This is a genomic window from Labedaea rhizosphaerae (genome assembly GCF_004362825.1).
In the GTDB taxonomy this organism is placed as follows: Bacteria; Actinomycetota; Actinomycetes; order Mycobacteriales; family Pseudonocardiaceae; genus Labedaea; species Labedaea rhizosphaerae.
Genome location: NZ_SNXZ01000003.1, coordinates 554,260 through 577,495, shown reverse-complemented (window position 1 = coordinate 577,495; position 23,236 = coordinate 554,260). Strand labels below are relative to the sequence as shown.

Here is a 23,236-nt window from a genome sequence, read left to right as displayed (position 1 = left end):
CGAGCGGAGTTCGCGGAGGAGAGGAGGTGATCGGAATTGACTTCTGCGCATGAACCCGTGTCAGCCGAGCAGTGGCAGCGCTTCGCCGCGGCCAACGGGCTGGGCGACGTCGTCGAGGCCCGCGTGGTGAGCGTGGTGCCCTTCGGCGCGTTCGTCGAGCTGGACGAGGGCGTGCACGGCCTGCTGCACATCTCGGAGTGGGCTGGTGAGCCCGCCGAAGGCGACACGCTGCGGTTGCGGATCAACGCCATCGATGGCGAGCACCGCCGCGTCAGCCTGACCAGGGCCGCCTGAGCGTGAAGCCGGGTGGGTGCAAGTAGGCGCTTGCACCCACCCGTTCTCAGTGGGCCCCGGTGCTCAGTGGGCGCCCTCGGCGGGCTGCACCAGCTCCACCAGTACACCGCCCGCGTCCTTCGGGTGCACGAAATTCACCCGGCTGTCCGCGGTGCCGCGCTTGGCCTTCTCGTACAGCATGCGCAAACCCTTGGCGCGCAACGCTTCGGCCGCCGCCTCGACATCCGTGACGCGGTAGGCCAGCTGCTGCAGGCCCGGACCGCTGCGGTCGAGGAACTTGGCGATGGTGGAGGTCTCGTTCAGCGGCGCGAGCAGCTGGATCGCGGTCCCCGTGCCCTCATCGCCGGGGGCGCGCAGCATCGCCTCGCGCACGCCCTGCTCCTCATTGGTCTCCTCGTGCGCCGCGTGCATGCCGAAGTTCTCGGCGTAGAACGCCAGCGCCTGGTCAAGGTCCGGCACCGCGATGCCGACGTGGTCGATGGCCACGACGAAGGGTGTGAGCGCCTCATCCATGGTCCGAGAGTATGCGCGGTTACCGTCCGGTAGCACCTGGAGCGCCGGTGGACCGGTCAAGCCAGGTGTCCTCACTCACATCGCACCGGGTCCGCGCGACCACCTGCCGGTATCGTCGAAGTTAACGAACGTTTTCTCTTGGAGGCCGCAAGTGTCTGGTTCCGTCATCGTCGCCGGCGCACGCACCCCGATCGGCCGGCTGCTCGGCTCGCTGAAGGACTTCACCGGCGCGCAGCTCGGCGGTGTGGCCATCAAGGCCGCACTGGACCGCGCGGGCATCAAGCCCGAGCAGGTGCAGTACACGATCATGGGCCAGGTGCTCACGGCCGGTGCCGGTCAGATCCCGGCCCGCCAGGCGGCGGTGGCCGCGGGCATCCCGATGGACGTCCCCGCCCTGACCATCAACAAGGTCTGCCTCTCCGGCCTCGACGCGATCGCGCTGGCCGACCAGCTGATCCGCGCGGGCGAGTTCGACATCGTCGTCGCGGGCGGCCAGGAGTCGATGACCCAGGCGCCGCACCTGCTGCCCAAGTCGCGCTCGGGCTTCAAGTACGGCGACGTGACGATGCTCGACCACATGGCCCACGACGGTCTGTTCTGCGCGTTCGACCAGGTCGCCATGGGTGCCTCCACCGAGAAGTACAACTCCCGCTACGGCGTCACCCGCGAACAGCAGGACGAGTTCGCCGCCGCCTCGCACCAGCGTGCGGCCCGCGCGATCAAGGACGGCATCTTCGCCGAGGAGATCACGCCGGTGACCATCCCGCAGCGCAAGGGTGACCCGGTCGTCTTCGACACCGACGAGGGTGTGCGTGGCGACACCACCGCCGAGAGCCTGGCCAAGCTGCGCCCGGCCTTCGCCAGCGACGGCACCATCACCGCCGGTTCGGCCTCGCAGATCTCCGACGGCGCGGCCGCGGTCGTGGTGATGAGCAAGGCGAAGGCCGAGGAGCTGGGCCTGGACTGGCTGGCCGAGATCGGCGCGCACGGCGTGGTCGCCGGGCCCGACGCGAGCCTGCACGAGCAGCCGTCCAACGCGATCAAGGCGGCGCTCGCGAAGGCGGGCAAGTCCGCCGACGAGCTGGACCTGGTCGAGATCAACGAGGCGTTCGCCGCCGTCGGCGTGGTCTCCACCGAGAAGCTCGGCATCTCGCCCGAGATCGTGAACGTCAACGGCGGTGCGATCGCGCTCGGCCACCCGATCGGCGCGTCCGGTGCCCGCCTCGCCGTGCACCTGGCCTACGAGCTCAAGCGGCGCGGCGGCGGCCTCGGTGCCGCGGCGCTGTGCGGCGGCGGCGGTCAGGGTGACGCGCTGCTGCTCTCGGTGCCGAAGGCCTGAGCCTTGGCGCGACACGTCGATGTCGCGGAGTTGGTCGACCGCGCGCGCGAAGGCCAGCCACGCGCGGTCGCCCGGCTGATCTCGCTCGTCGAGGACGAGGCGCCGCAGTTGCGTGCGGTCGCGGCCGCGCTCGCCCCGTTGACCGGGCGGGCACGGGTCCTCGGCATCACCGGCCCGCCCGGCGCCGGCAAGTCCACGTCGACGTCGGCTCTGGTCAGCGCCTACCGCGAACGCGGTGCCCGGGTCGGGGTGCTGGCCGTCGACCCGTCCTCGCCGTTCTCCGGCGGGGCGCTGCTGGGTGACCGGATCCGGATGTCCGACCACGCAACCGATCCCGGCGTGTTCATCCGGTCCATGGCCACCCGCGGGCACCTCGGCGGGATGGCCGCGGCGACCCCGCAAGCGTTGCGGGTGCTCGACGCGGCCGGGTTCGACGTCGTGATCATCGAAACCGTCGGCGTCGGTCAGTCCGAAGTGGACGTCGTGCGGCTGGCCGACACCACCCTGGTGCTCCTCGCCCCCGGCATGGGCGACGGCATCCAGGCGGCCAAGGCGGGCATCCTCGAGGTGGCGGACGTGTTCGTGGTCAACAAAGCCGACCGCGACGGCGCCGAAGCCACCGTGAACGACCTCAAGTACATGATCTCGTTGGGCCGCAAGGAAATCCGCGGCCCGAGCTGGCGCCAGCCGATCGTGCGCACCATCGCCACCAAGGCCGAGGGCATCCCGGAGCTGCTCGACGCGATCGACGCCCACGCGAGCTGGATGACCGACCACGGCGAGCTGGAAGGTCGCCGCACCCACCGGGCCGCCACGGAAGTCGAGGCGATCGCCGTCGCCGGACTGCGTGCCCGGCTCGGCTCCGTGCACGGCGGCGACGCCCTGGACCAGCTCGCCAAGCGGGTGGTCGCCGGCGAACTGGACCCGTACGCGGCGGCCGACCAGTTGATCGACCAGCTCGGCTGATCGTCGCTCTCATTCCCAAAAATGCGGTGAACACGAGCACCGGCCGATTGTCCAACGCTGTCCAGCTTCATCCGGAAATGTCCAAGATGGGGTGGGCGCCGCACCGGGTCCCGGTTGAGTTGTGGGGACCGGACATTTCCGGTCTCCCACAAGGGAGGGATCCGAATCATGATCAGGGCAAGAACGATGCGGACCTGGGTGGTCGCGGCCGGGTTCGCGCTGGCCACGGCCATCACGGCGGTTGCGCCCGCCACCGCGAGCGCAGCCCCGCACGCGTCGACCCCGTCGGTTGCGGTCAACGCCCCGTCGTCGGTCGCGAGCACGTACTTCTACTTCACCCCGGTGCCCGCCAGCCAGCGAGTCGCCTGCTACGGCTACTACGGCACGTTCAAGGCGGGATCGAGCGTCATGGTCGTCGACTGGATCCACACCAGCGACGAGTGCTTCGGCATCTCCACCGACCGCACCATCTGGCACGCGTGGCCCAATTCGGGCGGCTGGAAGAAGCTGGGTGGCGGCGGCTCCGCCGATGACGTGGCCGGCGTCGTCAACGAGCAGTCCGACGGCACCAAGGGTGTCGTGGTGTGGGCGGCCTCCAACAATTCGTACTGGGCGCAGGAATACCACCCAGTGACCGGGTGGACGAATTCCTGGTATCGGATCGCCTAACCGCACCTGGCCGAGCCGCGGATCTCCTTGCGCCTCAAGGAGATCCGCGGCTCGAGTGAGCGTCTGCACGATCGCCTGCCAACACACCCCGGCTCGGAACGGGGGACACACCCTGCCGGAACAGGGGACACACGCTGCGGGAAGAGGGGGACACACGCTGCGGGAAGAGGGGACACACGCTGCGGGAAGAGGGGACACACCCGGCCGGAACGGGGGACACGCCCGGCGGGAACGGGGGACACGCCCGCCGGAACGGGGGACACGCGCGGTGGGAAGAGGGGACACGCGCGGTGGGTTGGGGGACGGGCGGGGCGGGGGACGGGCGGGGTGGACCAAGCGGGGTGGACCGAGTGGGGCAACTAGGGCGGAATCCGGCTTGGGCTCGAGTGGATCTGGGTACTTTGGGGAGGTGACCACCACTGCCGAGCCGACCGGCACCACCGAGGTCGCGGTGAACCTGAGCACCGCGTTGCGCTGGCGCGGGCTCATCGCGGTGGTGCTCTTCGGTGGCGGCGGTCTGGTGCTGCTCGCCATCAGCGTCTTCGGGCTCATGGACCAGCACACCGGCCAGCGGATCGGCGAGATCGCGCTGAGCATCGTGCTGTTGTCGTTCGGTGGCTTCGCGTTGCGCGGCGTGGTGCGGCCCTCGGTGTGGGTCGTGGTCGCCGGCGCCGGGCTGGCCCTGCGCGGCCGGCCCGGCGAGTTCCACGTCAGCTGGGGCGAGCTGTCCCAGGTCGTGGTCGAGCGCGAGCACCGCTCGTGGGGGCGCAGCCGTTACTGGTTCTACCGGCTCCTGCTGGCTCCGCGCGCGGTCGACGAGTTCGCGATGAGCCACCCCGAGATGGCCGCGCGGCGCGGTCGCGACCACTACGTCTACGACCTCGGCCGGATCGGGCGGGCCGGGCGCAAGCTCGACCGGGCGCTGCGGGCGCACGCCCCGGCGGTGTTCACCGGGATCCGCAGCCGCTGACTGGGACAGATGGCCTCAGGGAGACCCTGACATTTGTCCACACTTCTCGAATGCGGTGCGTTCACCCACCTCACGGGCGCTACCTTGCCCGCATGACACAACATCCGGACCGCGCGGAGGCCGCGATCGTCGTCGACGGCATCCGCAAGTCCTATGGGGACCTGAAGGCCGTGGACGGGGTGTCGTTCACGGTCTCCGAGGGGGAGTTCTTCGGCATCCTGGGGCCGAACGGGGCGGGCAAGACCACCACGCTGGAGATCGTCGAGGGCCTGCGCAAGCCCGATTCGGGCACGGTCACGCTGCTCGGCGAGTCGCCGTGGCCGCGCAAGGTTTCGATGCTTCCGCGCATCGGCGTGCAGCTGCAGGCCTCGGCGTTCTTCGACAAGCTGACCGCACGCGAGCAGCTGGAGACCTTCGCCTCGCTGTACGGCATCGGCGCCAAGACCGCGGGCGAGTACCTGGAGCTGGTCGGCCTGACCGACAAGGCCGACACCCGTGAGGACAAGCTCTCCGGCGGGCAGCGCCAGCGCCTGTCCATCGCGTGCGCGCTGGTGCACGACCCGGACATCGTCTTCCTCGACGAGCCGACCGCGGCGCTGGACCCGCAGGCGCGCCGCAACCTCTGGGACGTGCTGCGCGCGATCCAGGCCCGCGGCAAGACGATCGTCTACACCACGCACTACCTCGACGAGGCCGAGATCCTCTGCGACCGGGTGGCCATCATGGACAAAGGCCGGATCCTCGCTATGGACCCGCCCGCCACGCTCGTGCGCGGCCTGGACGCGCCGACCCGCATCATCCTCGAACGCGGCGCGCTCGGCCTGGAGGAGGCGCAGGGGATCACCGGCGCCGACGACGTGACCGAGGACGAGTTGTCGTTGACCTTCACCACCCGCAAGCCCGCGCCGGTCCTCTCGGCCCTGGCCGAGAAGGGCAGCCTGGACGGCTTGCAGGTGCGCACCGCAACGCTCGAGGACGTGTTCCTGAGCCTCACCGGACGGGAGTACCGGGCGTGACCGCGTTCAAGAGCCTGACGCAGGCCGGCGTCAAGGGGTTCGTGCGTGACAAGGCGACCCTGTTCTTCTCGATCGTCTTCCCGTTGATGTTCCTCGTGGTGTTCGGGTTGATCTTCGGCAACTCCGGCACGAACAAGACCAAGCTCGGCGTGGTCGGCGACGGCCCGGTCGTGCAGGCGCTGAACCAGACCGGGGTGGTGGACTTCCAGCACTACGGCTCGCTCGACGAGGCCGTGCAGCACGTCAAGGACGGCGACGTCCCCGCCATGATCGCCGAGTCCGGTGGCACGGTGACGCTGCGCTTCGCCGCCAGCGACCAGACGCAGGCGGGGGTCGTGCAGGGCCTGGTGTCGGGGGTGACCGACAAGGTGAACCTCGCGGCGACGCACCAGAAACCGGTCGTGAACCTGGATTCCTCGCAGGTCGAGGATTCCTCGCTGAACGCGATCCAGTACCTGACCCCGGGCATCCTGTCGTGGAGCGTCGCGACGTCGGCGGTGTTCGGCGCCGCGCTGACGCTGGTGTCGTGGCGGCGCAAGCAGGTCCTGCGCCGGCTGCGGCTGGCGCCGATCAACCCGGCCGTCGTGCTGACCTCACGGCTGACCGTGGCGGTGACGCTCGCGGTCGTGCAGGCGGCGATGTTCGTCGGCATCGCGTCGCTGCCGGTGTTCGGGTTGAAGCTCTCGGGCACCTGGTACCTCGGGATACCGGTGTTCCTGCTCGGGATCCTGGCGTTCTTCTCGATCGGCATGCTCGTCGGCTCGTTCGCCAAGACCGAGGAAGCGGGCACGGCCGCGGCCAACATCGTGGTGCTGCCGATGGCGTTCCTGTCCGGCACGTTCTTCCCGCTGGACTCGGCCCCGTCGTGGCTCAAGACCGTGTCGAACGTCCTGCCGTTGCGGCACATGAACGACGGCCTCACCGACTTCCTCGTCCGGGGCAAGGACGCGAGCGCGTTGCTGGTGCCGTGCGCGGTCCTGCTCGGGTTCATGCTCGTCGTCGGGTTCATCGCGTCGCGGGTCTTCCGCTGGGAGGACGCGTGACGATCAACCGCTGACGGTTTCCGCCTTGATCACCGCGCCGACCAGCCGTGCCGTCCGGGCCGCCAGTTCCCCGGGCGGGCACGGCCGGTCGTGGTCGAGCCACCACAGGATCGACTGCACGAACATCGCCGAGATGACGCTGGGCACCAGCGCGTCGGCGTCCGCGCCGGGGAACTTGGTGCTGGACATGGTGGCGAGCGCGGTCCGCATCCGGTCGGCGAACCAGGGGCTGCCCTTGCGCCCGAGCAGTGCGCCGTAGAGGCGGTGGTAGGTGTCGATGTGCCCGATGAACCCGGCGAAGCGTTCGCCGGGGGCGTGGGTGCTCGCGGCGTCCTCGGCGAGCAGTTCGGCCATCGCCTCGTCGAAGATCTGCTCGACGAGGTCGTACTTGTCGCGGTAGTTGCGGTAGAACGCGGCCCGGCTGACCATGGCGCGCTCGCAGAGCTCGCCGACGGTGATCCGGTCGAAGCCGCGATCCTCGATCAACTCGACCAGCGCCTGGCGCAGCAGGGTGCGGGTGCGGCGGACCCGCACGTTCGGCTGAGACAAATCCGGCTCCCCGTCTCGTTCGGGACATCCGTGGCGAACTGAGGCTCGCGCCCCACGACGCGTTCATGAGACACCTTGTCTCGATTGAATCATCTTGTCGATGTGGAGGCGCGGTGCAAGCCATCGAGGTCGATCGGTTCGGGGACCCGGACGTGCTCGTCATGCGGACGGTTCCCGAGCCGCAACCAGCGCAAGGCCAAGTGTTGATCGACGTCCACGCGGCGGCGGTGGTCTACGGGGACGTGATCGTGCGGTCGGGGCGCCGTCCGACGCCGACGCCGTTGCCGTGGATCCCCGGCATCGAGGTCGGCGGTGTGGTCGTGGCGGCCGGGCCCGGGGTGGACCGGTCGCTGGTGGGCCGGGCGGTCGTCGCCACCACCGCCGGGCAGCAGGGCGGGTACGCCGAACTCGCGGTGGCGCCCGCCGCCTCCACCTTCCCGGTGCCGGACGGGCTGGCCCTGGAGGTGGCGCTCACCGTGTTCCAGGCGGGCGCGCTGGCCCGCGGCATGCTCGCCGCCATGGGCCTGCGGGCCGACGACACCGTGCTCGTCACGGCGGCCGCCGGCTGGATCGGGTCGATGCTCGTGCAGGCGGCGAAGGCGGCCGGGGCGACGGTGATCGGGGTGGCGAGCACCGGGAAGTCGGGCGCTGTCAAGGAATTCGGCGCCGACCACGTCCTCGACTACGGCGACGGCTGGGCGGACCGGGTCCGGGAGCTGACCGGCGGGCGTGGGGTGAGCCTGGCGCTCGACGCCGTCGGGGGCGAGATCGGCGCGGCGGCCGTCGCCGCGCTGGCCGACGGCCGGGGGCGCATCGGCGTGTACGGCTTCGCGTCCGGCGCCTGGACGCCGGTCGACGTCGCGACCATCGTGCGACGCGGGCTCGTGCTGGCGAGCCCGCTGGGCACCGTCCTGCGCAAGCCCGACGCCGAACTGCGCGTGGACGGCGAGGAAGCGCTCGCCGCGGCCGCCCGCGGCGAGCTGACCCCGCGGATCCACGCGCGCTTCCCCTTGGTGCGGGCCGCGGACGCGCACCGCGAGCTCGAGTCGCGCTCCTCCGTCGGCGCGATCGTGCTCACCCGTTGAAGGTCACCCGCAGGTGATCGGGCCCGCGCAGGTTGACGTGCGGGCGGTAGGTCAGCGACGCCTCGTCCAGCTCGGGGTCGCGCAACCGCGTCGCGAACGCGGACAACGCGATCGACGCCTCGAGCCGGGCGAGGCCGGAGCCCAGGCAGAAGTGCGCCCCGGCCGCGAACGCCAGGTGGTGGTTCGGCGTGCGGCGGATGTCGAAGCGGTCCGGCTCGTCGAACGCGGCCGGATCGCGGTTCGCCGCCGCGATCAGCAACAGCAGCACCGCGTCGGCCGGCACGTCCACGTCGCCGATCCTGGCCGCCTCGCGGATGATGCGGGTGGTCAGCTGCACCGGCGGGTCGAAGCGCAGCACCTCCTCCACGGCGCCGTCGACCAGGCTCGGGTCGGCCCGCAACGCGGCCAGCTGGTCGGGGTGGCGCAGCAACGCGATGACGCCGTTGGCGATCAGGTTCGCCGTGGTCTCGTGCCCGGCCACCAGCAGCAGCGTGCACGTGCCGAGCAGCTCCTCGTGGGTGAGCTTGTCGCCGTCCTGCTCGGCCCGGATCAGGCTGGTCAGCAGGTCGTCGCGGGGATCGGTGCGCCGCCGCGCGATCAGGTCGGTGAAGTAGTCGCGGAAGCCGGTGCGCGCCTGCTCGATGCGTTGCGCGTCAGCGGTTTCGGTGATCGTCAGAGACGGATCGAGCCCGCGCACCAGCCAGCGGGAGAACTCCGAGAACAGCTCGTGGTCGGCTTCCGGCACGCCGAGCAGCTCGCAGATGATCCGCACGGGCAGCGGGTAGGCCAGCCCGGACACGATGTCGATCTCGCCGGTGCCGGCCACCGCGCCCAGCTGCTCGTCGACGATCGCCTCGATGCGCGGGCGCAGCGCCGACACCACGCGCGGCGTGAACGCCTTCACCACGAGCTTGCGCAGCCGCGTGTGGTCCGGTGGGTCCAGCGACAGGAACGACGTGGGCGGCAGCTCGTCGGGTTCGCCCATGTTCGACCCGAGCAGCGACCGGCGCCGCTCGCTGGACATGGCCGGGTCGCGCAGGATCGCCGTGCACCGCTGGTGGTCGCCGATCACCACCAGTGCGCCATCCATGACGGCGAACGGTTCCGCGCGCAGCTGGGCGTAGACGGGGTAGGGGTCCGGGCGGACCGCGGGGTCGAAGAGCGCGGCAATGGTCATGTGGGTCACACTGGAACTTGAACCAAGGTTCAAGTCAAGGGGGACGCGGTGCCGACCATGCCGACCATGCTGACCATCGGGCAGTTGTCGGAGGCGACCGGGGTGCCCGCGTCGACGATCCGGTTCTGGGAGCGGCGGGGCCTGCTGCCGCTCGCGCAACGACGCGGCGGTCAGCGCCGCTACACCGAGGCGGCGCTGACCCAGGTCGCGACGCTCTTGCTGTGCCAGGAGGCGGGTTTCACCCTGGCCGAGGTCTGCCAGATCGAGGACGAACTGGCCACCCGCACCGACACTTGGCGCGACTTCATCCGCGCCAAGATCACCGACATCGAGCGTGATCAGGCCCGCCTGGCGCATGCGCGGACGTTGCTGGAACACGCCCTGGAGTGCCACCACGAGGTGCTGGGCGAGTGCCCGGACTTCCAGGCCGTCGTGGCCAGCCGGCTGCCCGGCCGCACGCCCGCGGTCATCGAAGACCTTCGGGCGGCGGCGGCAGCACGCCAACGCTGATCACCTCGACGAAGAACCCGCCGTTGGCCTGGTGGTAGGCGAAGCCGCTCGCGTCGGGCTGGCCGGCCGGCCGGGATCGACGGGTCGTTGATCGTCGCCACCCGCAGCAGCCCGCCCGCGCTCAACGCCGCCGAGGCCGGCGCGATCCGCTCCGGCGCCAACTCGAACGCGTGGTGGATGGGGCCGAAGTCGAAGCCGGCCAGGGCTTCGGCGGTGCCTTCACCGAGCCCGGCGGGACCCGCGAGCAGCAGCGCGCCGGTGAGCGCACCGCCCCAGCCGAGCAGGTTGCGGCGGGACATCAGGGAGTCGGTCATGTGTCCGTCCAATCTCGACGATGAGGTGGACGTGAGCAAACCGGGCCGCGGCGGACAGGACCGGAGGAATGCGGGCACGGTTGCGGGCACCGCATCGGTGCCCGACTGGGGCAGGCCAGAGCTGATCGGGCCGGCTCAGTCCTCGAAGTCGCCCGCCGACTTGCGCACCTTGGCCAGCAGGTCGGTCAGCGCCACGGTCTGCTTGGCGGTCAGGCCGCTCAGCCCGAAGTCGATCGACGTCACCGACGCCGTCGCGGCCGCCCGCCGCTCCCGGCCGGCCTCGGTGATCTCGGCGAGCGTGGTGCGCCGGTCGGTCGGGTGGGGGATGCGCTTGACCAGACCCTCGGCTTCGAGCCGGTCGACGATGTTGGTCACGCTCGTCGGGTGCAGTTGCAGGCGCTCACCCATCACCCGCATCGGCAGGCTCCCACGTTGTGAGAACGTGAGCAGCACCAGGGCTTCGTAGCGGGCGAAGGTCAGCCCGTGCGGCTTGAGCGCATTGTCCACAGCGGACTGCAGGATCTGCTGGACGCGCATCACACTGGTCACCGCCGCCATCGCGGTCGCGTCGCCGATCCGGTCCTGCCAGAGCTCCGCGGCGCGGGCGATGGGGTCGAACGGCAGGGCGCGCTGGCTCATGGCGCTTGAAGCTACCAGTGGGTTCACGGCAGGGTGGGCGCCATGCTCGTGGCATTCAGTGTGACCCCGCTCGGGGGCGAGTCCGATGGCGTCGCGGCGGCCGTGGCCGAAGCGGTGCGGGTGGTCCGGGCCTCCGGCCTGCCCAACGAGACCACCGCCATGTTCACCACCATCGAGGGTGAGTGGGACGAGGTGATGGCCGTGGTCAAGCAGGCGGTCGACGTGCTGGCCGCCAAGTACCCGCGGGTGTCGCTGGTGCTCAAGGCCGACGTGCGGCCGGGCCACACCGGCCAGCTCACCGCGAAGGTCGAGCGCCTCGAAGAACACCTGGCGGGCGAATGACCTCGCCCCGCCAGCTCTGGTTGCGCTTCGAGACCTACCACGACGTCACGTACTTCACACCCGAGTCGCGTGCGGCCACCGATGCCTTGGGCTGCAAGGGCGGCTGGATGGGTTACTTCGGCATGCGCGCGGCCCCGCTGGGCGCGGCCAGCGCCGCCCAGGTGACGTCCGCGTTCTACAACTTCCACCCGGCCAAGGTGGCGCGCGCTGTTCCCGAAGTGTGGACGGTCGCGCCACCGTCGGAGTTCTTGCGGGTGCGGCTTTCCGGCGTGGATGCCACGTTGCGCCGGATGCTCGGCGAGCCGACGCTCGCGGGTCTCGGGGAGGCGGCTGCTCTGGCCGTCGAGGCCGCCGCGGCGGCGCCGACCGCGGGCCGGCCGCTGGGCGCGGCCAACGCGGACCTCCCGGTGCCCGAGGAGCCGCACCTGGCCTTGTGGCAGGCGACGACCACGTTGCGCGAGTCCCGCGGCGACGGGCACGTGGCCGCGTTGGTGGCCGCCGACCTCGACCCGTGCGAGGCGTTGGCGCTCTTCGCCGCCGACACCGGCCTCGACCAGGCCTACATGCGCCTGGCCCGTGGCTGGTCCGAGGTGGAGTGGGCGGAGGCGAGCGTGCGGCTGGCCGACCGCGGCCTGCTCGCCGTCGACGGGGCCATCACCGAGCGCGGCAAGGAACTGCGTGCCGAGATCGAGCGTGCGACCGACGAAGCCGCGACGCGGCCGTGGCGTGCGCTGGGCCTCGACCGCACCGCGAGGCTGGCCGAGCTGATGTACCCGCTCGCGCAGACCCTGGCCAAGGACAACGACGTGATGCGCCGCAACCCCATGGCCATCGACGCCACCGCCGACATGCGGACCTGACCGGCTCGATGATGGGGGCCGGGGTGTGAACGGCCCGAACCGGGCGCGTGACCTCCTGCGGCCGGGGCGGTGCACCACCCCGGCCGCAGGAGGTCAGGCAGCGCCTAGCACCAGCCGGAGCCGGCCCGGTCCGTGGACACCCACCCGCCGTGGGTGATGTCGTTGTAGCGGCCGTTCACGATGCCGTCGTAGTAGAAGTTCACGCAGGGGCCCAGCTGGACGTTGTAGTGCGTGTCGCCGTACGGGCTCACGTAGAGCCAGGTGTAGGCGATGTTGGAGTTGACGTGGGCCATGTTGGTGGCCAACGGAGCGGCGGAGCTGGTTGCCGGGCTGAGGACCACGCACGCGGCGGCCACGCCGGAGAGCGCGAGCGCCTGCAGAGCACGTGAGCGCATGAACAACTCCTTGCAGGGTAGGAAATTCACCCACACTTTGTGGGCATTGGTCGATGTTCGACGAATTTCCTCGTGTGGTTCATGAAGTTCGGTCGAGCCGATGGGGGCCGGGGTGTGAACGGCCCGAACCGGGCGCGTGCCAGGATGGAGACGTGACAAGGCCCGATCCTCGCCAGACCGCGGCGCTGAGCGCGGCGATGTCCCGTGCCGTCGACCTGTCCGCGCTCAAGGCGCGCGCCGACGCCACCCGCACCTCGAACTCCTCGGGCGCTGCCCCGTCGGGGCCGCCGAGCGAGTTCGTCCTCGACACCACCGAGGAGACCTTCGGTGCCGTCGTCGAGCAGTCGTTGCAGGTCCCGGTGGTCGTCGCGCTGTACGCGTCGTGGAGCCCGCAGTCGATGGAGCTCGTGGCGACCGCGGCCAAGCTGGCCGCGCAAGGCCGCGGCACCTGGCTGCTGGCCAAGGTCGACGTGGACGCGAACCCGCGCATCGCGCAGACCTTCGGTGCCCAGTCGGTGCCGATGCTCATCGCCGTGGCCGCCGGCCAGCCGATCGACGGCCTGGTCGACGTCCTGCCCGAACCGCAGCTCAAGCAGTGGATCGACCGGCTGGTCACCGCGCTGCGCGACCGCATGCCCGGCATCGCCGCGGCCGAGGCCAACAACGCGGGCGCGCCGGCCGACGAGCCGGAGCCCGAGGCGGAGGACCCCCGCCTGGTGGCCGCCGAGGACGCCCTCGAACGCGGCGACTACGCCGCGGCCGAGGCCGCCTACCAGCAGATCCTCGACGCCGAGCCAGGCAACGAAGAGGTCAAGGCCGCGCTCGCGCAGGTCCGCTTCATCGCCCGCGCCGAGTCCGCCGACCCGAACGCCATCGCCACCGCCGACGCCAACCCCGACGACCTGGACGCCCAGTTCGCCGCGGCCGACGTGGAGCTGGCCGAGCAGCGCGTCGAGGACGCGTTCCGCCGGCTGGTCGACACCGTCCGGCGCACCGCGGGGGAGGATCGCGACCGGGTTCGCAGCCACCTGGTGGAGCTCTTCGGCCTCTTCCCGGCCGACGACCCGAAGGTGCTGGCGGCGCGCCGCGACCTGGCCAGCGCGCTGTTCTAGATGCGGTGCCCGTGTGGCACCGGCGTGCCCTATGACGCGTGCTGCGGTCCGTTCCACACCGGGGCCGCGGCCGCGCCGACGGCGGAGAAGCTGATGCGCTCGCGGTACAGCGCCTTCGCCCTCGGCGATGCCGAGTACCTGCTGCGCACGTGGCACGCCAGCACGCGCCCGCCGTCCTTGCGGCTGGACTCGGGGCGCCGGTGGCAGCGGCTGACCATCGACGCCACCGACGGTGGCGGACTGCTGCACAAGACCGGGACGGTCGAGTTCACCGCGTCCTACCAGGACGGTGCCTTCACCGGCGCCCAGCACGAGAAGGGCCGCTTCGTCCGCGAGGACGGCCAGTGGTTCTACGTGGACGGCGAGCACTAGCCCGGCCCATCTCCACCTCGATCTCAGAGCGGGCTGACGCACGCTCATTACCGACAAAAAGTTTTGTCTTGACAATCTGAGTTGTCGGTGAGAGTGTTCTCCCCAGCAGAGAGAGCGGCGGCGATCAGCGACCAGGCAGCCGCCCGGCAACTGGAGGACTCGATGCGCAAGCTGATTCTGGGTTTCTACGTCTCGCTCGACGGCAAGAGCGCCGATGGCGACAACGGGATCCGGGACGTGATGATGTCGATCGACGACCCGGAGCAGGAGGAGTACTTCGTCAACCGGTTGTGGGAGGCCGGGGCGTTCCTGATGGGCCGCAACACCTACGAGGCGATGGCCGGGTTCTGGCCCACCTCCGACCACCCGTCGGCCAAGGCGATGAACGAGATCCCCAAGGTCGTGTTCTCCCGCACCCTGACCAGCGCCGACGACAGGCCGGAGACCCGGATCGCCAGTGGTGACACGGCCGAGGAGATCGCCAAGCTCAAAGCCGAGCCGGGCAAGGACCTCGTGGCCGCGGGCGGGACCTCGTTCCAGCACTCGCTGATCAAGCTCGGGGTGGTCGACGAGTACCGCCTGTGGGTGCTGCCCGCGGTGACCGGCAAGGGGGCGCCGTTGTTCCCGGAGCTCGACGAGGCGCTGCGGTTGCGTCTGGTGAAGAGCACCGCGTTCCCGTCCGGGGTCCTCGAACTCTGCTACGCCCCAGCCGACAAGTAAGACCCACGATGGCACCGGGGACCGCCGGTCCCCGGTGCCATCGCGCATGCCCTAGCCCTCGGGGAGCTCGCGGAATCCGTCGACGACTTCCCACTCCGGCCCGAGTTCCGCCCGCAATCTCGTCATGGCGGCGCGGACTTCCCCGTTGAACCGCGCGCACTGCTGCGGCGACCACGGCGTCGGGTTCGGCGGGTAGTCCCAGTCGACGGAGTCGTCGTAGGCGTGGATCAAGCGGTTCAGCTCGGCCCTCAGCCCGTCGCTCAGCGGCAGGGCGTCCAGCTCGATGGCGTAGTCGAAGCGCTCCCGGGCCGGGTCGTCGTCGCTCCACAGCACCGAGCCCGAACCGGCGTCGAAGAAGAACCGGGCGCGGGGCATCGCTAGAACTGTTCGGTGCACGGCTTGGAGCCCTGCGTGTAGCCGACCCGGAACGCCTCGACCCGCGCGAACCCGGCCGGCACCTGCGTGCCCGATGCGTCCGCGGCGATCAAACCGTGCGGGGACAACAACTCCGCGACCGCCTCGTCCAGGTCGCCCACCGACAGGCGCAGCTGGTTCTGCGGGTTGTCCTGGGTGCGGTGCCGCGTGAACGACGCCCAGGCACCGGTCAGGCACGCCGTGCGCAGGCCCGGCTCGGTGCCGTCGAGCGGCAACCCGCGCCCGTGTTCCATGGACAGCGCGTACCGCGAGCCGACCTCCGCGAACGCCGCGAAGTCACCGATGCCCGGCGCGTTCGGGTCCAGCGGCTGGCCGCGGGTCGGCGGCGAGGCCAGGTTCGCCAAGCGCGGCAGGTCGATGCTGACCTGGTTGTTCGCCGCGCAGTACGTCGCCGGCGGGGTGTCCTTGCCGTCGGGGCACCGGCTCCCGCCCGGCACGATCTTGGGCAGCGGCACGCCGACGCCCTTGAACGCCTCGTCGAGGCTGATCTGCAGCAGGCCCACCGAACGCTCGTCGAACCGCAGGTTGCCGCGGTCGAAGTCCTGCTGGTCGAACTTGTGCTCGGTCAGCCGCCCCTGCACGTCGTTCATGTCGATCTTCGCGCAGCGCTGGGCGCCGTCGGTGAACCCGGCCTGGAAGGCGTAGATGCGGTCGAACGCGAGACCGTGCGCCTGCGGGTGGTTCGCGTCCGCGGCGCCGACCGGGTCCCGGATGGACAGGATCGCGGACATCACCTTGTTCAGCCCGTCCCCGGTGGAAAGCTGGAAGTGCGGTGCCTTGTCCTCGGCGACCCACCGGATGAACACGCCCGCGTAGCAGTCGGCCTGCTGCTCCTTGACGATCGTCGGCGTGTCGTCGTCGATGCCGCTCTTCGCGCCGAGCAGGTACTGCACCTTGTGACCCATCTCGTGGGCCAGGACGGTGACCACGGACATCGGGCCGTAGTTCGGGTTGTTCGCGAACTGGGGCAGCAACTCGCCCCGGTCCCACGACACGCTGTCGTCCATGCGGCAGTACATGGCGTTGACGAGCCCGCGTGTGTCCAGCGTGCAGATCTTCATCGAGTCGCTGCGCGAGTCGTAGGAGACCAGCCGCTTCGGTGCGACGAACTCGGTGCCGCCGAACTGAGCGGGCAGCGTGTCGGTCCAGAACTGGTAGATGTCGGACAACGCGTTGGTGGCCAACAGGTCCATCGCGTGGCCCTGCTGGTCCGACGCCACGTTCTCCACCTCGAGCCGCGCGTCCGACGCACCCGCGCGCGGACCGCTCGGCCCGTTGGTCACCGGCAGGCCGGCGACCGTGCCCGGGTCGATCTGCCCGAGCGCGCGGGGCTGCCCCGTGACGACCGTCGTGCACCCGGCCAGCACGGCCAGCAGCACGGTCAACGGTACGAAGGCAGCCCCGACGCGCATCTCGTTCGTCCCCTGCTCTTTGATCGTCCTCAGTGCAGCTGCAGGCAGGTGTTCATGTCATTGGTGAACCCGATGCGGAACGCCTCGACACGGGCGAAACCGCTGGGCACCGGCTTGCCGTTGACGTCCGCCGCGATGACGCTGTTCTTGGCCAGCAGCTCCGCGACCGCCTCGTCGAGGTCACCCGGCGAGATGTGCAGCTTCATGGAGTGGTCGTCGCCGTTGCTCGCCTTCTGCGCCCAGAACCCGGTCAGGCACGACGAGCGCAACCCGGCCGACTCGTCGTCCAGCGCGATGTTCTTGGACTTGAGCATCGCCAGCGTGTAGCGCGACGCCACTTCGGAGAACGCGCCGAAGTCGCCGATCGCCGTGCCGTTCGGGTCGGGCACCTGCAGGTCTTCCTTGGGCGGCTTGGAGATCTCGTTGAGCTTCTGCTTGTCGATGATCACCAGGTTCTGCTGCTTGCAGTAGATCGCGGTGTTCACCTGCGGGCCGCCCTGGCACTGCCCGCCGTTCTGCACGTTCGGCTTGGCGTCGCCCTGCAGGCCGTAGACCTTGTCGAGGTCGGCGTCGAGCAGGGTCAGGTTGTCGTTGTCGATCTCGACGTTGCCCTTGTCGCCCTGTTCCTTCTTGTTGAACTCACGCTGCTGGATGCGCTTGTTGATCTCGTTGATGTCGATCTTCGCGCAGCGCGGCGCACCTTCGGTGAAGCCGGTCTGGAACGCGTACACGCGGTCGAAGCCGAGACCGTGCGGCACGGCGTCCGGGCTGGTGTCCTGGGCGTTGTACTGCCCGACGATGTCGCGGAAGGAGAAGATCCCGGCCAGCACGCTGTTCAGACCGTCCCCAGTGGACAGCTGGAAGTGCTTGGACTTGCCTTCGGCCACCCAGCGCATGAACACGCCCGCGTAGCAGTCGGCCTGCTGCTCGAGCACGATGCTCTGCTGGCTCTTCTCGCCGACCTGGTGCTGCACCGAGTGGCCCATCTCGTGGGCGAACACCGTGACCACACCCATGTCACCGACCGACTTCTGGATCATCGGCAGCAGCTGGCCGCGGTCCCAGGCGACGGTGTTGTCGGTGAAGCAGTAGGCCGCGTTCACCAGGTTCTTGGTGGAGATCCCGCAGAACTGTTGCGGCGAACCGGAAGCGTCGTAGGACAGCAGGCGGTCGGGCTTCTTGAACTGCTTGCCGCCGAAGTCGGCGGGCATCTCGGCCTGCCAGAACGTGAACACGTCGTCGAGCGCGTTGGCCGCGAGCGTGTCCATCTGCTTGGCCTCGCCGTCGGTGGCCGCGTTGTCGATCTGCAGCTGCGCGTCCGGCACCCCCTGCTTGGTGCCGGACGGGCCGTCCTGCACCGGCAGCCCGCCCGCCGACACCTGGTTGATGCTGCCGCCCGGGTTGTAGTCGGCCGGTGCGTCGGAGGACGGTTTGACGCCGCCGCCACCACCGTCGCCGCCGGAGGAACACCCGGCGATGACGGCGAGCGCGAGCCCCAGCGCGGTCACCATTCCCGCCGTGGATCGAGTACGCATGGTGAAGATCCCCAGTTCGTTAGCTTGTCGCCTGCGAAGAGTTCGACGCACTGTACTGGGCTCGCGTTTCACCCGGTTCGCCGTCGTGAGAGGACGGTCCGATCAGGTGATCCGTCAGGTGACCTGGCACGAGCCGACGCCCTGCAGCACACCCGTGCGGAACGCGTCGATCCGGTCGAAACCGGTCGCCATGGCCTTGCCCGTGTCGTCCCGGCCCGCGTAGTCGACCTCGAGCAACACCTGCACCGCTTCGTCGAGGTCGCCGGGGGAGAGCGTGAACTGGCCGGGGGTGTCCAGCAGAGCGCCGGTGTACGAGCCGGCCAGGCAGAGCACCTGGTGCTGGGCCTGCTCGCCGTTGGTCGGTTTGCCCGCGGCCGACAGCGTCGCGAGCCCGTACCGGCTGGCCAGCAGCGTGCCGGTGGCGTAGTCGCCGATGCTCGTGTGCAGCCCGCGCAGCTCGTCGGTCGCGTCGACGTCGATCTCGTCGGTGCTCGGGCAGAACGCCACCGGTCCTTGCGCGTCGCCGCAGGCGGGGGTGTTGTCGGAGGGCTTGACCGTCGGCTTGGGCCACTGCTTGCCCAGCTGGCCGACCACGGCGCCGAAGTAGGCGTCCAGGTTCGGCGCCATCTGGGTGACCAGGTCGTTGAAGGGCATGTTCCCGCCGGTGGCCTGGTCGGACTCCCGCAGGAACGCGGTCTGGGTGAACTTGTGGTTTGCCACGGTCATCTGCGAGCAGAGCTTCGGGCCGCCGGTGAAGCCGTCCTGGAAGGCCGAGACGCGGTCGAACGCGTCGCCGTGTGCGCCCTCGTCGGTCTGCGAGGTGCCGACCGGGTCGCGGAAGACGATCAGCGACTCCATGGCCGAGTCGAGTTGTTCCTTGCTGATCTGCAGGTGCGGGGCGTGCCCGTCGCTGACCCAGCGGACGAACGAGCCCGCGTAGCAGTCGGCCATCGACTCGATCAGGATCGTCGGGTACTTCTGCGGGTCGGCCTGCTGCTTCTCGAGCGTCAGCCCGGACCGGCGCTGCACGGCGTGGCCGATCTCGTGCGAGAACACCACCATGATCGCCACGTCGCCGAAGCGCTCCTTGAGCACCGGCAACAAGGCGGCCCGGTCCCACGCGACGATGTCGGCGGTGGGGCAGTAGAAGGCGTTGCCCTCGACGTCGGACGGCTTGTCGGTGCAGGGCGGCGCTTCGGCGTCGGGATCGGCGGTGTCGACGGAGTAGAACCCGCCGTCGATGTCCTGCCAGGGCGAACCGAAGACCTGCGGGAACGTGTCGCGCCAGAAGTCCTGGACGTCGGTGATGACGGTCGCGGCGAGCCGGTCGATCGGGCCGTCGTCCGTGCCGTGCACGAACTTCGGGTCGACACCGCCGCCGTCGGGCTGGTTGGGCTTGGTCACCGAACCGCTGCCGGCCACGGCCGTGCCCGCGACCGTCCGGTCTCTGCCGAAGCCGACCGCCAGCATGGCGCACGACGCGACCAGCGCGACGACGAGCACGGCGATGCCTATGCGGTTGGCGGTGTTCGACACGGGGCCCAGTCTGCCCCAGGGGTCGTCTGGGTGCGGTCAGGTCCGCAGGATCCGGCCGTCCCGATTTCGTCGGTGAGCGCCGCCGGCCCCGTCCACAGGGTCTAGGTCACCCGGCGAAGTCCCAGTTGAACAGCACGAACGACGCCTGCTCGGTCGCGGTCTTGGCGTAGGTCGCCCGTGCCGCGGTGTTGTCGTGCTCGGTTCCCACCCACATGCCGTAGCACCCGCGCTCGCGGGCGAGATCGGCCAGCGCCCGCACGAGCGCGGTCGCGACCCCGGCCCGCCGGGCCGGCTCGGCGACCTCCAGTTCGTACAAGAACATCTCGGTGCCCTTGTCGGGGTGGGTGGTCTCCACGCCCGAGATCATCCCGATGGCCGTGCCGTCGTCGTCGTAGGCGAAGAGCAGGTGGTGCGTCGGGCTGGCCAGGAACCGCTCCGTGGCGTCCGGCCGGGGCGGCTCGTCGAACAGGTGGGCCGCCGCGAGCACGACGCCGGCGTCCTCGACGCGCGTGATCCGCATGGCGGCACGCTAGCGCCGAGGACGGCGCCGACGCGCGCGCATTTACCCCTGGGCGATGTAGGACTCGAGCTGCTGGCGGTCCGATTCGAGCTGGTTGATCCGGCTCTTCACCACGTCGCCGATGCTGACGATGCCCGCCAGCCTGCCCTCCACGATCACCGGCGCGTGCCGGATGCGGCGTGCGGTCATGGTCTCGGCGAGGCTGTCGACGGTGTCGTCGGGCGAGCAGGTGACCACGACCTTGGTCATGATCTCGGCGACGGCCACGTCCAGCAGGTCCGTGCCGCGTTCGCGCAACCGCCGCACGACGTCGCGTTCGGACACGATGCCCGCCACCTCGTTCTCGTCCACGACGACCATGGCGCCGATGTTGTGTTCCGCGAGCTGGTCGACCAGGTGGCGCACGGTTTCGTGCGGCCCCACCGTGGCGACTTCCGAACCCTTGCCCCGCAGCACGTCCGAGATACGCATCCGAGACCCCGATCCTGTCCGTCCGGCAATGGCTTGATGATCCAGGTTAATCGGCCGGAGCCGCTCCCGAAAGGCGAAGCAGGTCCGATCACCCCGTTGCCATTGGCCGCCACCAGCAGGAACAGGCGGTGAGCACTTGGTCGCCAACTCGCCCCGCCATGCCCTGCCGACCCATCCGGCGCCAGGGTCGAGCTCGCCCACCCCGGAAGAACACCCACGCCGCCTGGCAAGAGTGACTAGTCCATTCGGAGTACGACCATCGGTGGGAAGTTCACCGACCATCGAAGGTGCCGGGATGGACCCATCTCTTTCTAAACTGGCCAGTAGCGCTCCGGCGTGACCCCTGCTCGGTCCGCGCAAAACGGACTAAAGCGCCAGACGCAACAACAGTCGGAATTTCATACCGCGAATCGGGCGGAACAGGCGAGAACGCGAGGGCACGAAAACCTCGCCTGGGCATCCCGGTAATACAATTCTGTCACCTCCGGACATTCCCCGTTATTGGAACGTCGTTGACACCCGGAAATGCGCCGAAATAGTTTCAGCCGCAGTCGGGTATTCGAACTAGTTGTCGGGGAGTCCCTGTGAGAAAACGTCTGAGGGTTGCCGCCGCCGTCGTGGCGCCGGTGGCCGTCGTGGCCGGGGTGGTCATCGCCGGTCAGTCGTCGGCGGGCGCCGAACCGCTCGTTGCCGTGCCGCACAACGTCAACCCGGCGCTGGCGCACAGCCACCGCACCGGAGCGGTGGACGCAGACAAGTCGCTCAATGGCGCGATCGCGCTCAAACTGCACAACCGGGCGGACCTGGACAAGTTCCTCGCCGCGGTCAACGACCCGCGCTCGTCGCAGTACCACCACTTCCTGACCCCGCGGCAGTTCGCGGCGAAATACGCCCCGACGCAGGACGAGGTCAACAAGGTCAGCTCGTTCCTGGCCAGCAGCGGCCTCAAGGTCACCGGCGTTTCCGGCAACCGCCAGGTCGTCGACTTCACCGGTTCGGCGAGCCAGGTCCAGTCGGCTTTCCACACGAACCTGGGCGCCTACACCGACGCCACGACGAACAAGGCGTATTTCGCCAACGACGCGGCGCCGCAGCTGCCCCAGGACGTCGCCGACGTGACCGCCGCCGTGGTCGGGCTGAACAACCACGCCACCCGCGTGCACCACTCGGTGGTCACGAAGGCCGCCACCAAGGGCAAGGGCAAGGGCCACAAGGCGGCCCCGTCCGGCTACGGCCCGGCCGAGCTCAACAGCGCGTACAACACCGCGCCGCTCAACGCCGACGGCACCGGCCAGAACGTGGCCGTCTGGGAGTTCGACGGCTACCAGGCCGACAACATCACCACGTACGACCAGCAGTACAGCCTGGACGCCACCGCCCCGCAGACCGTGTCGGTCGACGGCGCGAACTACGACAGCCAGCCCGGTCAGGGCCAGGTCGAGGTCGAGCTGGACATCGAGGTGATCCACGCGATCGCCCCGAAGGCGCAGCAGTACGTCTACGAGGCGCCGAACTCGGACTCCGGTGAGACCGACATGGCCAACCAGATCGTCAGCGACGCCAAGGTCAACACCGTGTCGATCTCGTGGGGCGCCTGCGAAGCCGCGCGTGACCCCGCGGAGATGACCGCGGTGGACCAGGCGTTCGCACAGGGTGCCTCGCAGGGCATCGGCTGGTACTCGGCCTCCGGTGACGACGGCTCGGCCGACTGCACCCGCTCCACCGGCGACAGCGGCGACGCGGTCGACTTCCCGGCTTCCTCGCCGAGCGTGACCGGTGTCGGCGGTACCAACCTCGACGCCTCCTCCGGCGCCGAGACCGCGTGGAACGGCTCGGGCGGTGGCACGTCGACCGTGTTCGACAAGCCGGCCTGGCAGACCGGCGACGCCGCCAAGCGCACCGTCCCGGACGTGTCGTCGGACGCCGACCCGAACTCGGGTTACGCGATCTACTCGGCGGGTCAGTGGGAGACCGTGGGTGGCACCAGCGCCGCGGCGCCGATGTGGGCCGGCTTCTCGGCCCTCTACGGCCAGGCGAAGGGCAGCCCGCTGGGTGCGGCCAACCAGGCGCTGTACGGCACCGGCGGCACCGGCTTCAACGACGTGACCTCGGGCAGCAACGGCAGCTTCTCGGCCGGCCCCGGCTACGACCAGGTGACCGGTCTCGGCAGCTACAACGCCGGCGACCTCTACACCGCCCTCTCGGGCAGCTGATCAAGCGATAACGCAGACCGCCCGGGTTCGCCTCAGCGCGACCCGGGCGGTCGGCTGTCCGTGCTGTACCGATCACCGCCTACGGCAAGGCCTCGATGTCCGGGTACGCCGACGACACGGTCGAGGGCTTCGGGTTGGCGGTGCGGCGGACCGGTCCAGCCGCGTCGGTGTGCGCGGACGCGGCAGCACTGGCCAAGAAGGTCTGGCCGAAGCTGCCGAAGCTCTGAGC

27 protein-coding genes are annotated in these 23,236 nt (G+C 70.0%); 16 read left to right on the top strand and 11 right to left on the bottom strand.

Annotated elements, in window-relative coordinates; translation table 11 throughout:
- The first annotated feature begins 57 nt into the window (after positions 1-57).
- The gene (locus EV186_RS19720) at positions 58-294 is read left to right on the top strand and encodes a S1 RNA-binding domain-containing protein (protein WP_166659239.1); all 237 of its coding nucleotides are present in this window, start codon (positions 58-60) and stop codon (positions 292-294) included.
- A gap of 63 nt (positions 295-357) precedes the next feature.
- On the opposite strand, the gene mce is transcribed toward EV186_RS19720, so the two are convergent.
- The gene (gene mce / locus EV186_RS19715) at positions 358-807 is read right to left on the bottom strand and encodes a methylmalonyl-CoA epimerase (RefSeq protein ID WP_133850784.1); all 450 of its coding nucleotides are present in this window, start codon (positions 805-807) and stop codon (positions 358-360) included.
- A 151-nt stretch (positions 808-958) separates the two neighbouring features.
- Here mce and EV186_RS19710 point away from each other — a divergent pair, with 151 nt between their 5' ends.
- The 6 genes from EV186_RS19710 (at position 959) to EV186_RS19685 (ending at position 6,810) form a co-directional block, all read left to right on the top strand.
- On the top strand, positions 959-2,146 hold the full coding sequence (locus tag EV186_RS19710; RefSeq protein WP_133850783.1) for an acetyl-CoA C-acetyltransferase: 1,188 nt from the start codon (positions 959-961) through the stop codon (positions 2,144-2,146).
- Between the two features lie 3 nt (positions 2,147-2,149).
- Positions 2,150-3,112 (top strand): methylmalonyl Co-A mutase-associated GTPase MeaB, encoded by a 963-nt coding sequence (gene meaB, locus EV186_RS19705; RefSeq protein WP_133850782.1) that lies wholly within the window; start codon positions 2,150-2,152, stop codon positions 3,110-3,112.
- A 168-nt stretch (positions 3,113-3,280) separates the two neighbouring features.
- Positions 3,281-3,781 carry a hypothetical protein gene (locus EV186_RS19700; protein WP_133850781.1) on the top strand — a complete coding sequence of 167 codons (501 nt, stop codon included), beginning with the start codon at positions 3,281-3,283 and terminating at the stop codon, positions 3,779-3,781.
- Between the two features lie 409 nt (positions 3,782-4,190).
- The gene (locus EV186_RS19695) at positions 4,191-4,751 is read left to right on the top strand and encodes a hypothetical protein (protein ID WP_133850780.1); all 561 of its coding nucleotides are present in this window, start codon (positions 4,191-4,193) and stop codon (positions 4,749-4,751) included.
- A 92-nt stretch (positions 4,752-4,843) separates the two neighbouring features.
- Positions 4,844-5,767, top strand: coding sequence for an ABC transporter ATP-binding protein (locus EV186_RS19690; RefSeq protein ID WP_133850779.1), 924 nt, complete (start codon positions 4,844-4,846; stop codon positions 5,765-5,767).
- On the top strand, positions 5,764-6,810 hold the full coding sequence (locus EV186_RS19685) for an ABC transporter permease (protein WP_133850778.1): 1,047 nt from the start codon (positions 5,764-5,766) through the stop codon (positions 6,808-6,810). Before EV186_RS19690 ends, EV186_RS19685 begins: the two co-directional genes overlap by 4 nt.
- A 3-nt stretch (positions 6,811-6,813) precedes the next feature.
- On the opposite strand, the gene EV186_RS19680 is transcribed toward EV186_RS19685, so the two are convergent.
- A complete protein-coding gene (locus EV186_RS19680; RefSeq protein ID WP_133850777.1) occupies positions 6,814-7,359 on the bottom strand; it encodes a TetR/AcrR family transcriptional regulator in 546 nt (181 codons plus the stop codon).
- 113 nt (positions 7,360-7,472) lie between these two features.
- Here EV186_RS19680 and EV186_RS19675 point away from each other — a divergent pair, with 113 nt between their 5' ends.
- Positions 7,473-8,444, top strand: coding sequence for a zinc-binding dehydrogenase (locus EV186_RS19675; protein ID WP_133850776.1), 972 nt, complete (start codon positions 7,473-7,475; stop codon positions 8,442-8,444).
- Here EV186_RS19675 and EV186_RS19670 read toward each other — a convergent pair.
- Positions 8,434-9,621, bottom strand: coding sequence for a cytochrome P450 (locus EV186_RS19670; protein WP_133850775.1), 1,188 nt, complete (start codon positions 9,619-9,621; stop codon positions 8,434-8,436). The two genes, EV186_RS19675 and EV186_RS19670, sit on opposite strands and share 11 nt — an antisense overlap.
- A 57-nt stretch (positions 9,622-9,678) precedes the next feature.
- Here EV186_RS19670 and EV186_RS19665 point away from each other — a divergent pair, with 57 nt between their 5' ends.
- Positions 9,679-10,131 carry a MerR family transcriptional regulator gene (locus EV186_RS19665; RefSeq protein ID WP_208115692.1) on the top strand — a complete coding sequence of 151 codons (453 nt, stop codon included), beginning with the start codon at positions 9,679-9,681 and terminating at the stop codon, positions 10,129-10,131.
- Between the two features lie 449 nt (positions 10,132-10,580).
- On the opposite strand, the gene EV186_RS19660 is transcribed toward EV186_RS19665, so the two are convergent.
- Positions 10,581-11,084 carry a MarR family winged helix-turn-helix transcriptional regulator gene (locus EV186_RS19660; RefSeq protein ID WP_133850774.1) on the bottom strand — a complete coding sequence of 168 codons (504 nt, stop codon included), beginning with the start codon at positions 11,082-11,084 and terminating at the stop codon, positions 10,581-10,583.
- A 42-nt stretch (positions 11,085-11,126) separates the two neighbouring features.
- Here EV186_RS19660 and EV186_RS19655 point away from each other — a divergent pair, with 42 nt between their 5' ends.
- Together EV186_RS19655 and EV186_RS19650 are read left to right on the top strand one after the other, a co-directional pair.
- Complete coding sequence (locus EV186_RS19655) at positions 11,127-11,426, top strand: MTH1187 family thiamine-binding protein (RefSeq protein ID WP_133850773.1); 300 nt, start codon at positions 11,127-11,129, stop codon at positions 11,424-11,426.
- On the top strand, positions 11,423-12,286 hold the full coding sequence (locus EV186_RS19650; protein WP_133850772.1) for an SCO6745 family protein: 864 nt from the start codon (positions 11,423-11,425) through the stop codon (positions 12,284-12,286). The genes EV186_RS19655 and EV186_RS19650 overlap by 4 nt, the downstream gene beginning before the upstream one ends.
- Positions 12,287-12,390: 104 nt before the next feature.
- Here the strand turns inward: EV186_RS19650 and EV186_RS19645 are convergent, their stop codons facing one another.
- Positions 12,391-12,681, bottom strand: coding sequence for a hypothetical protein (locus tag EV186_RS19645; protein WP_133850771.1), 291 nt, complete (start codon positions 12,679-12,681; stop codon positions 12,391-12,393).
- 152 nt (positions 12,682-12,833) lie between these two features.
- On the opposite strand from EV186_RS19645, the gene EV186_RS19640 reads away from it, so the two are divergent.
- The 3 genes from EV186_RS19640 to EV186_RS19630 all read left to right on the top strand — a co-directional run bounded on the left by EV186_RS19640 (position 12,834) and on the right by EV186_RS19630 (position 14,885).
- Positions 12,834-13,793 carry a tetratricopeptide repeat protein gene (locus EV186_RS19640; protein ID WP_243754150.1) on the top strand — a complete coding sequence of 320 codons (960 nt, stop codon included), beginning with the start codon at positions 12,834-12,836 and terminating at the stop codon, positions 13,791-13,793.
- Positions 13,794-14,165 carry a YchJ family protein gene (locus tag EV186_RS19635; protein WP_133850770.1) on the top strand — a complete coding sequence of 124 codons (372 nt, stop codon included), beginning with the start codon at positions 13,794-13,796 and terminating at the stop codon, positions 14,163-14,165.
- A 162-nt stretch (positions 14,166-14,327) separates the two neighbouring features.
- A complete protein-coding gene (locus EV186_RS19630; protein WP_133850769.1) occupies positions 14,328-14,885 on the top strand; it encodes a dihydrofolate reductase family protein in 558 nt (185 codons plus the stop codon).
- Positions 14,886-14,936: 51 nt separating this feature from the next.
- Here EV186_RS19630 and EV186_RS19625 read toward each other — a convergent pair whose 3' ends face one another.
- The 6 genes from EV186_RS19625 to EV186_RS19600 form a co-directional block, all read right to left on the bottom strand.
- The gene (locus EV186_RS19625; RefSeq protein WP_133850768.1) at positions 14,937-15,260 is read right to left on the bottom strand and encodes a hypothetical protein; all 324 of its coding nucleotides are present in this window, start codon (positions 15,258-15,260) and stop codon (positions 14,937-14,939) included.
- Between the two features lie 2 nt (positions 15,261-15,262).
- Complete coding sequence (locus EV186_RS19620; RefSeq protein WP_133850767.1) at positions 15,263-16,732, bottom strand: neutral zinc metallopeptidase; 1,470 nt, start codon at positions 16,730-16,732, stop codon at positions 15,263-15,265.
- Between the two features lie 29 nt (positions 16,733-16,761).
- The gene (locus EV186_RS19615) at positions 16,762-18,267 is read right to left on the bottom strand and encodes a neutral zinc metallopeptidase (RefSeq protein ID WP_133850766.1); all 1,506 of its coding nucleotides are present in this window, start codon (positions 18,265-18,267) and stop codon (positions 16,762-16,764) included.
- 114 nt (positions 18,268-18,381) lie between these two features.
- Positions 18,382-19,803, bottom strand: a complete 1,422-nt coding sequence (locus EV186_RS19610) for a neutral zinc metallopeptidase (protein WP_133850765.1) — start codon at positions 19,801-19,803, stop codon at positions 18,382-18,384.
- Between the two features lie 106 nt (positions 19,804-19,909).
- Positions 19,910-20,323 (bottom strand): GNAT family N-acetyltransferase, encoded by a 414-nt coding sequence (locus tag EV186_RS19605; RefSeq protein WP_133850764.1) that lies wholly within the window; start codon positions 20,321-20,323, stop codon positions 19,910-19,912.
- A 42-nt stretch (positions 20,324-20,365) separates the two neighbouring features.
- Positions 20,366-20,794 (bottom strand): CBS domain-containing protein, encoded by a 429-nt coding sequence (locus tag EV186_RS19600; RefSeq protein WP_133850763.1) that lies wholly within the window; start codon positions 20,792-20,794, stop codon positions 20,366-20,368.
- Positions 20,795-21,378: 584 nt separating this feature from the next.
- Between EV186_RS19600 and EV186_RS19595 the strand changes: the two genes are divergently transcribed.
- Both EV186_RS19595 and EV186_RS40515 read left to right on the top strand, forming a co-directional pair.
- A complete protein-coding gene (locus tag EV186_RS19595) occupies positions 21,379-23,007 on the top strand; it encodes a S53 family peptidase (RefSeq protein WP_133850762.1) in 1,629 nt (542 codons plus the stop codon).
- A 95-nt stretch (positions 23,008-23,102) separates the two neighbouring features.
- Positions 23,103-23,234: a hypothetical protein gene (locus EV186_RS40515; RefSeq protein ID WP_279538307.1), complete on the top strand. Its 132-nt coding sequence runs from the start codon at positions 23,103-23,105 to the stop codon at positions 23,232-23,234.
- Positions 23,235-23,236 lie beyond the last annotated feature (2 nt).

What these genes read in the sequence shown, in the direction of transcription:
- EV186_RS19620 (WP_133850767.1), bottom strand. Translation starts at nt 16,732, where the DNA reads ATGCGCGTCGGGGCTGCCTTCGTACCGTTGACCGTGCTGCTGGCCGTG.
- EV186_RS19630 (WP_133850769.1), top strand. Translation starts at nt 14,328, where the DNA reads ATGCGCAAGCTGATTCTGGGTTTCTACGTCTCGCTCGACGGCAAGAGC.
- EV186_RS19655 (WP_133850773.1), top strand. Translation starts at nt 11,127, where the DNA reads ATGCTCGTGGCATTCAGTGTGACCCCGCTCGGGGGCGAGTCCGATGGC.
- EV186_RS19645 (WP_133850771.1), bottom strand. Translation starts at nt 12,681, where the DNA reads ATGCGCTCACGTGCTCTGCAGGCGCTCGCGCTCTCCGGCGTGGCCGCC.
- EV186_RS19690 (WP_133850779.1), top strand. Translation starts at nt 4,844, where the DNA reads ATGACACAACATCCGGACCGCGCGGAGGCCGCGATCGTCGTCGACGGC.
- EV186_RS19700 (WP_133850781.1), top strand. Translation starts at nt 3,281, where the DNA reads ATGATCAGGGCAAGAACGATGCGGACCTGGGTGGTCGCGGCCGGGTTC.
- EV186_RS19670 (WP_133850775.1), bottom strand. Translation starts at nt 9,621, where the DNA reads ATGACCATTGCCGCGCTCTTCGACCCCGCGGTCCGCCCGGACCCCTAC.
- EV186_RS19625 (WP_133850768.1), bottom strand. Translation starts at nt 15,260, where the DNA reads ATGCCCCGCGCCCGGTTCTTCTTCGACGCCGGTTCGGGCTCGGTGCTG.
- EV186_RS40515 (WP_279538307.1), top strand. Translation starts at nt 23,103, where the DNA reads ATGTCCGGGTACGCCGACGACACGGTCGAGGGCTTCGGGTTGGCGGTG.
- EV186_RS19665 (WP_208115692.1), top strand. Translation starts at nt 9,679, where the DNA reads ATGCCGACCATGCTGACCATCGGGCAGTTGTCGGAGGCGACCGGGGTG.
- EV186_RS19615 (WP_133850766.1), bottom strand. Translation starts at nt 18,267, where the DNA reads ATGCGTACTCGATCCACGGCGGGAATGGTGACCGCGCTGGGGCTCGCG.
- EV186_RS19650 (WP_133850772.1), top strand. Translation starts at nt 11,423, where the DNA reads ATGACCTCGCCCCGCCAGCTCTGGTTGCGCTTCGAGACCTACCACGAC.
- EV186_RS19660 (WP_133850774.1), bottom strand. Translation starts at nt 11,084, where the DNA reads ATGAGCCAGCGCGCCCTGCCGTTCGACCCCATCGCCCGCGCCGCGGAG.
- EV186_RS19605 (WP_133850764.1), bottom strand. Translation starts at nt 20,323, where the DNA reads ATGCGGATCACGCGCGTCGAGGACGCCGGCGTCGTGCTCGCGGCGGCC.
- mce (WP_133850784.1), bottom strand. Translation starts at nt 807, where the DNA reads ATGGATGAGGCGCTCACACCCTTCGTCGTGGCCATCGACCACGTCGGC.
- EV186_RS19600 (WP_133850763.1), bottom strand. Translation starts at nt 20,794, where the DNA reads ATGCGTATCTCGGACGTGCTGCGGGGCAAGGGTTCGGAAGTCGCCACG.
- EV186_RS19635 (WP_133850770.1), top strand. Translation starts at nt 13,794, where the DNA reads ATGCGGTGCCCGTGTGGCACCGGCGTGCCCTATGACGCGTGCTGCGGT.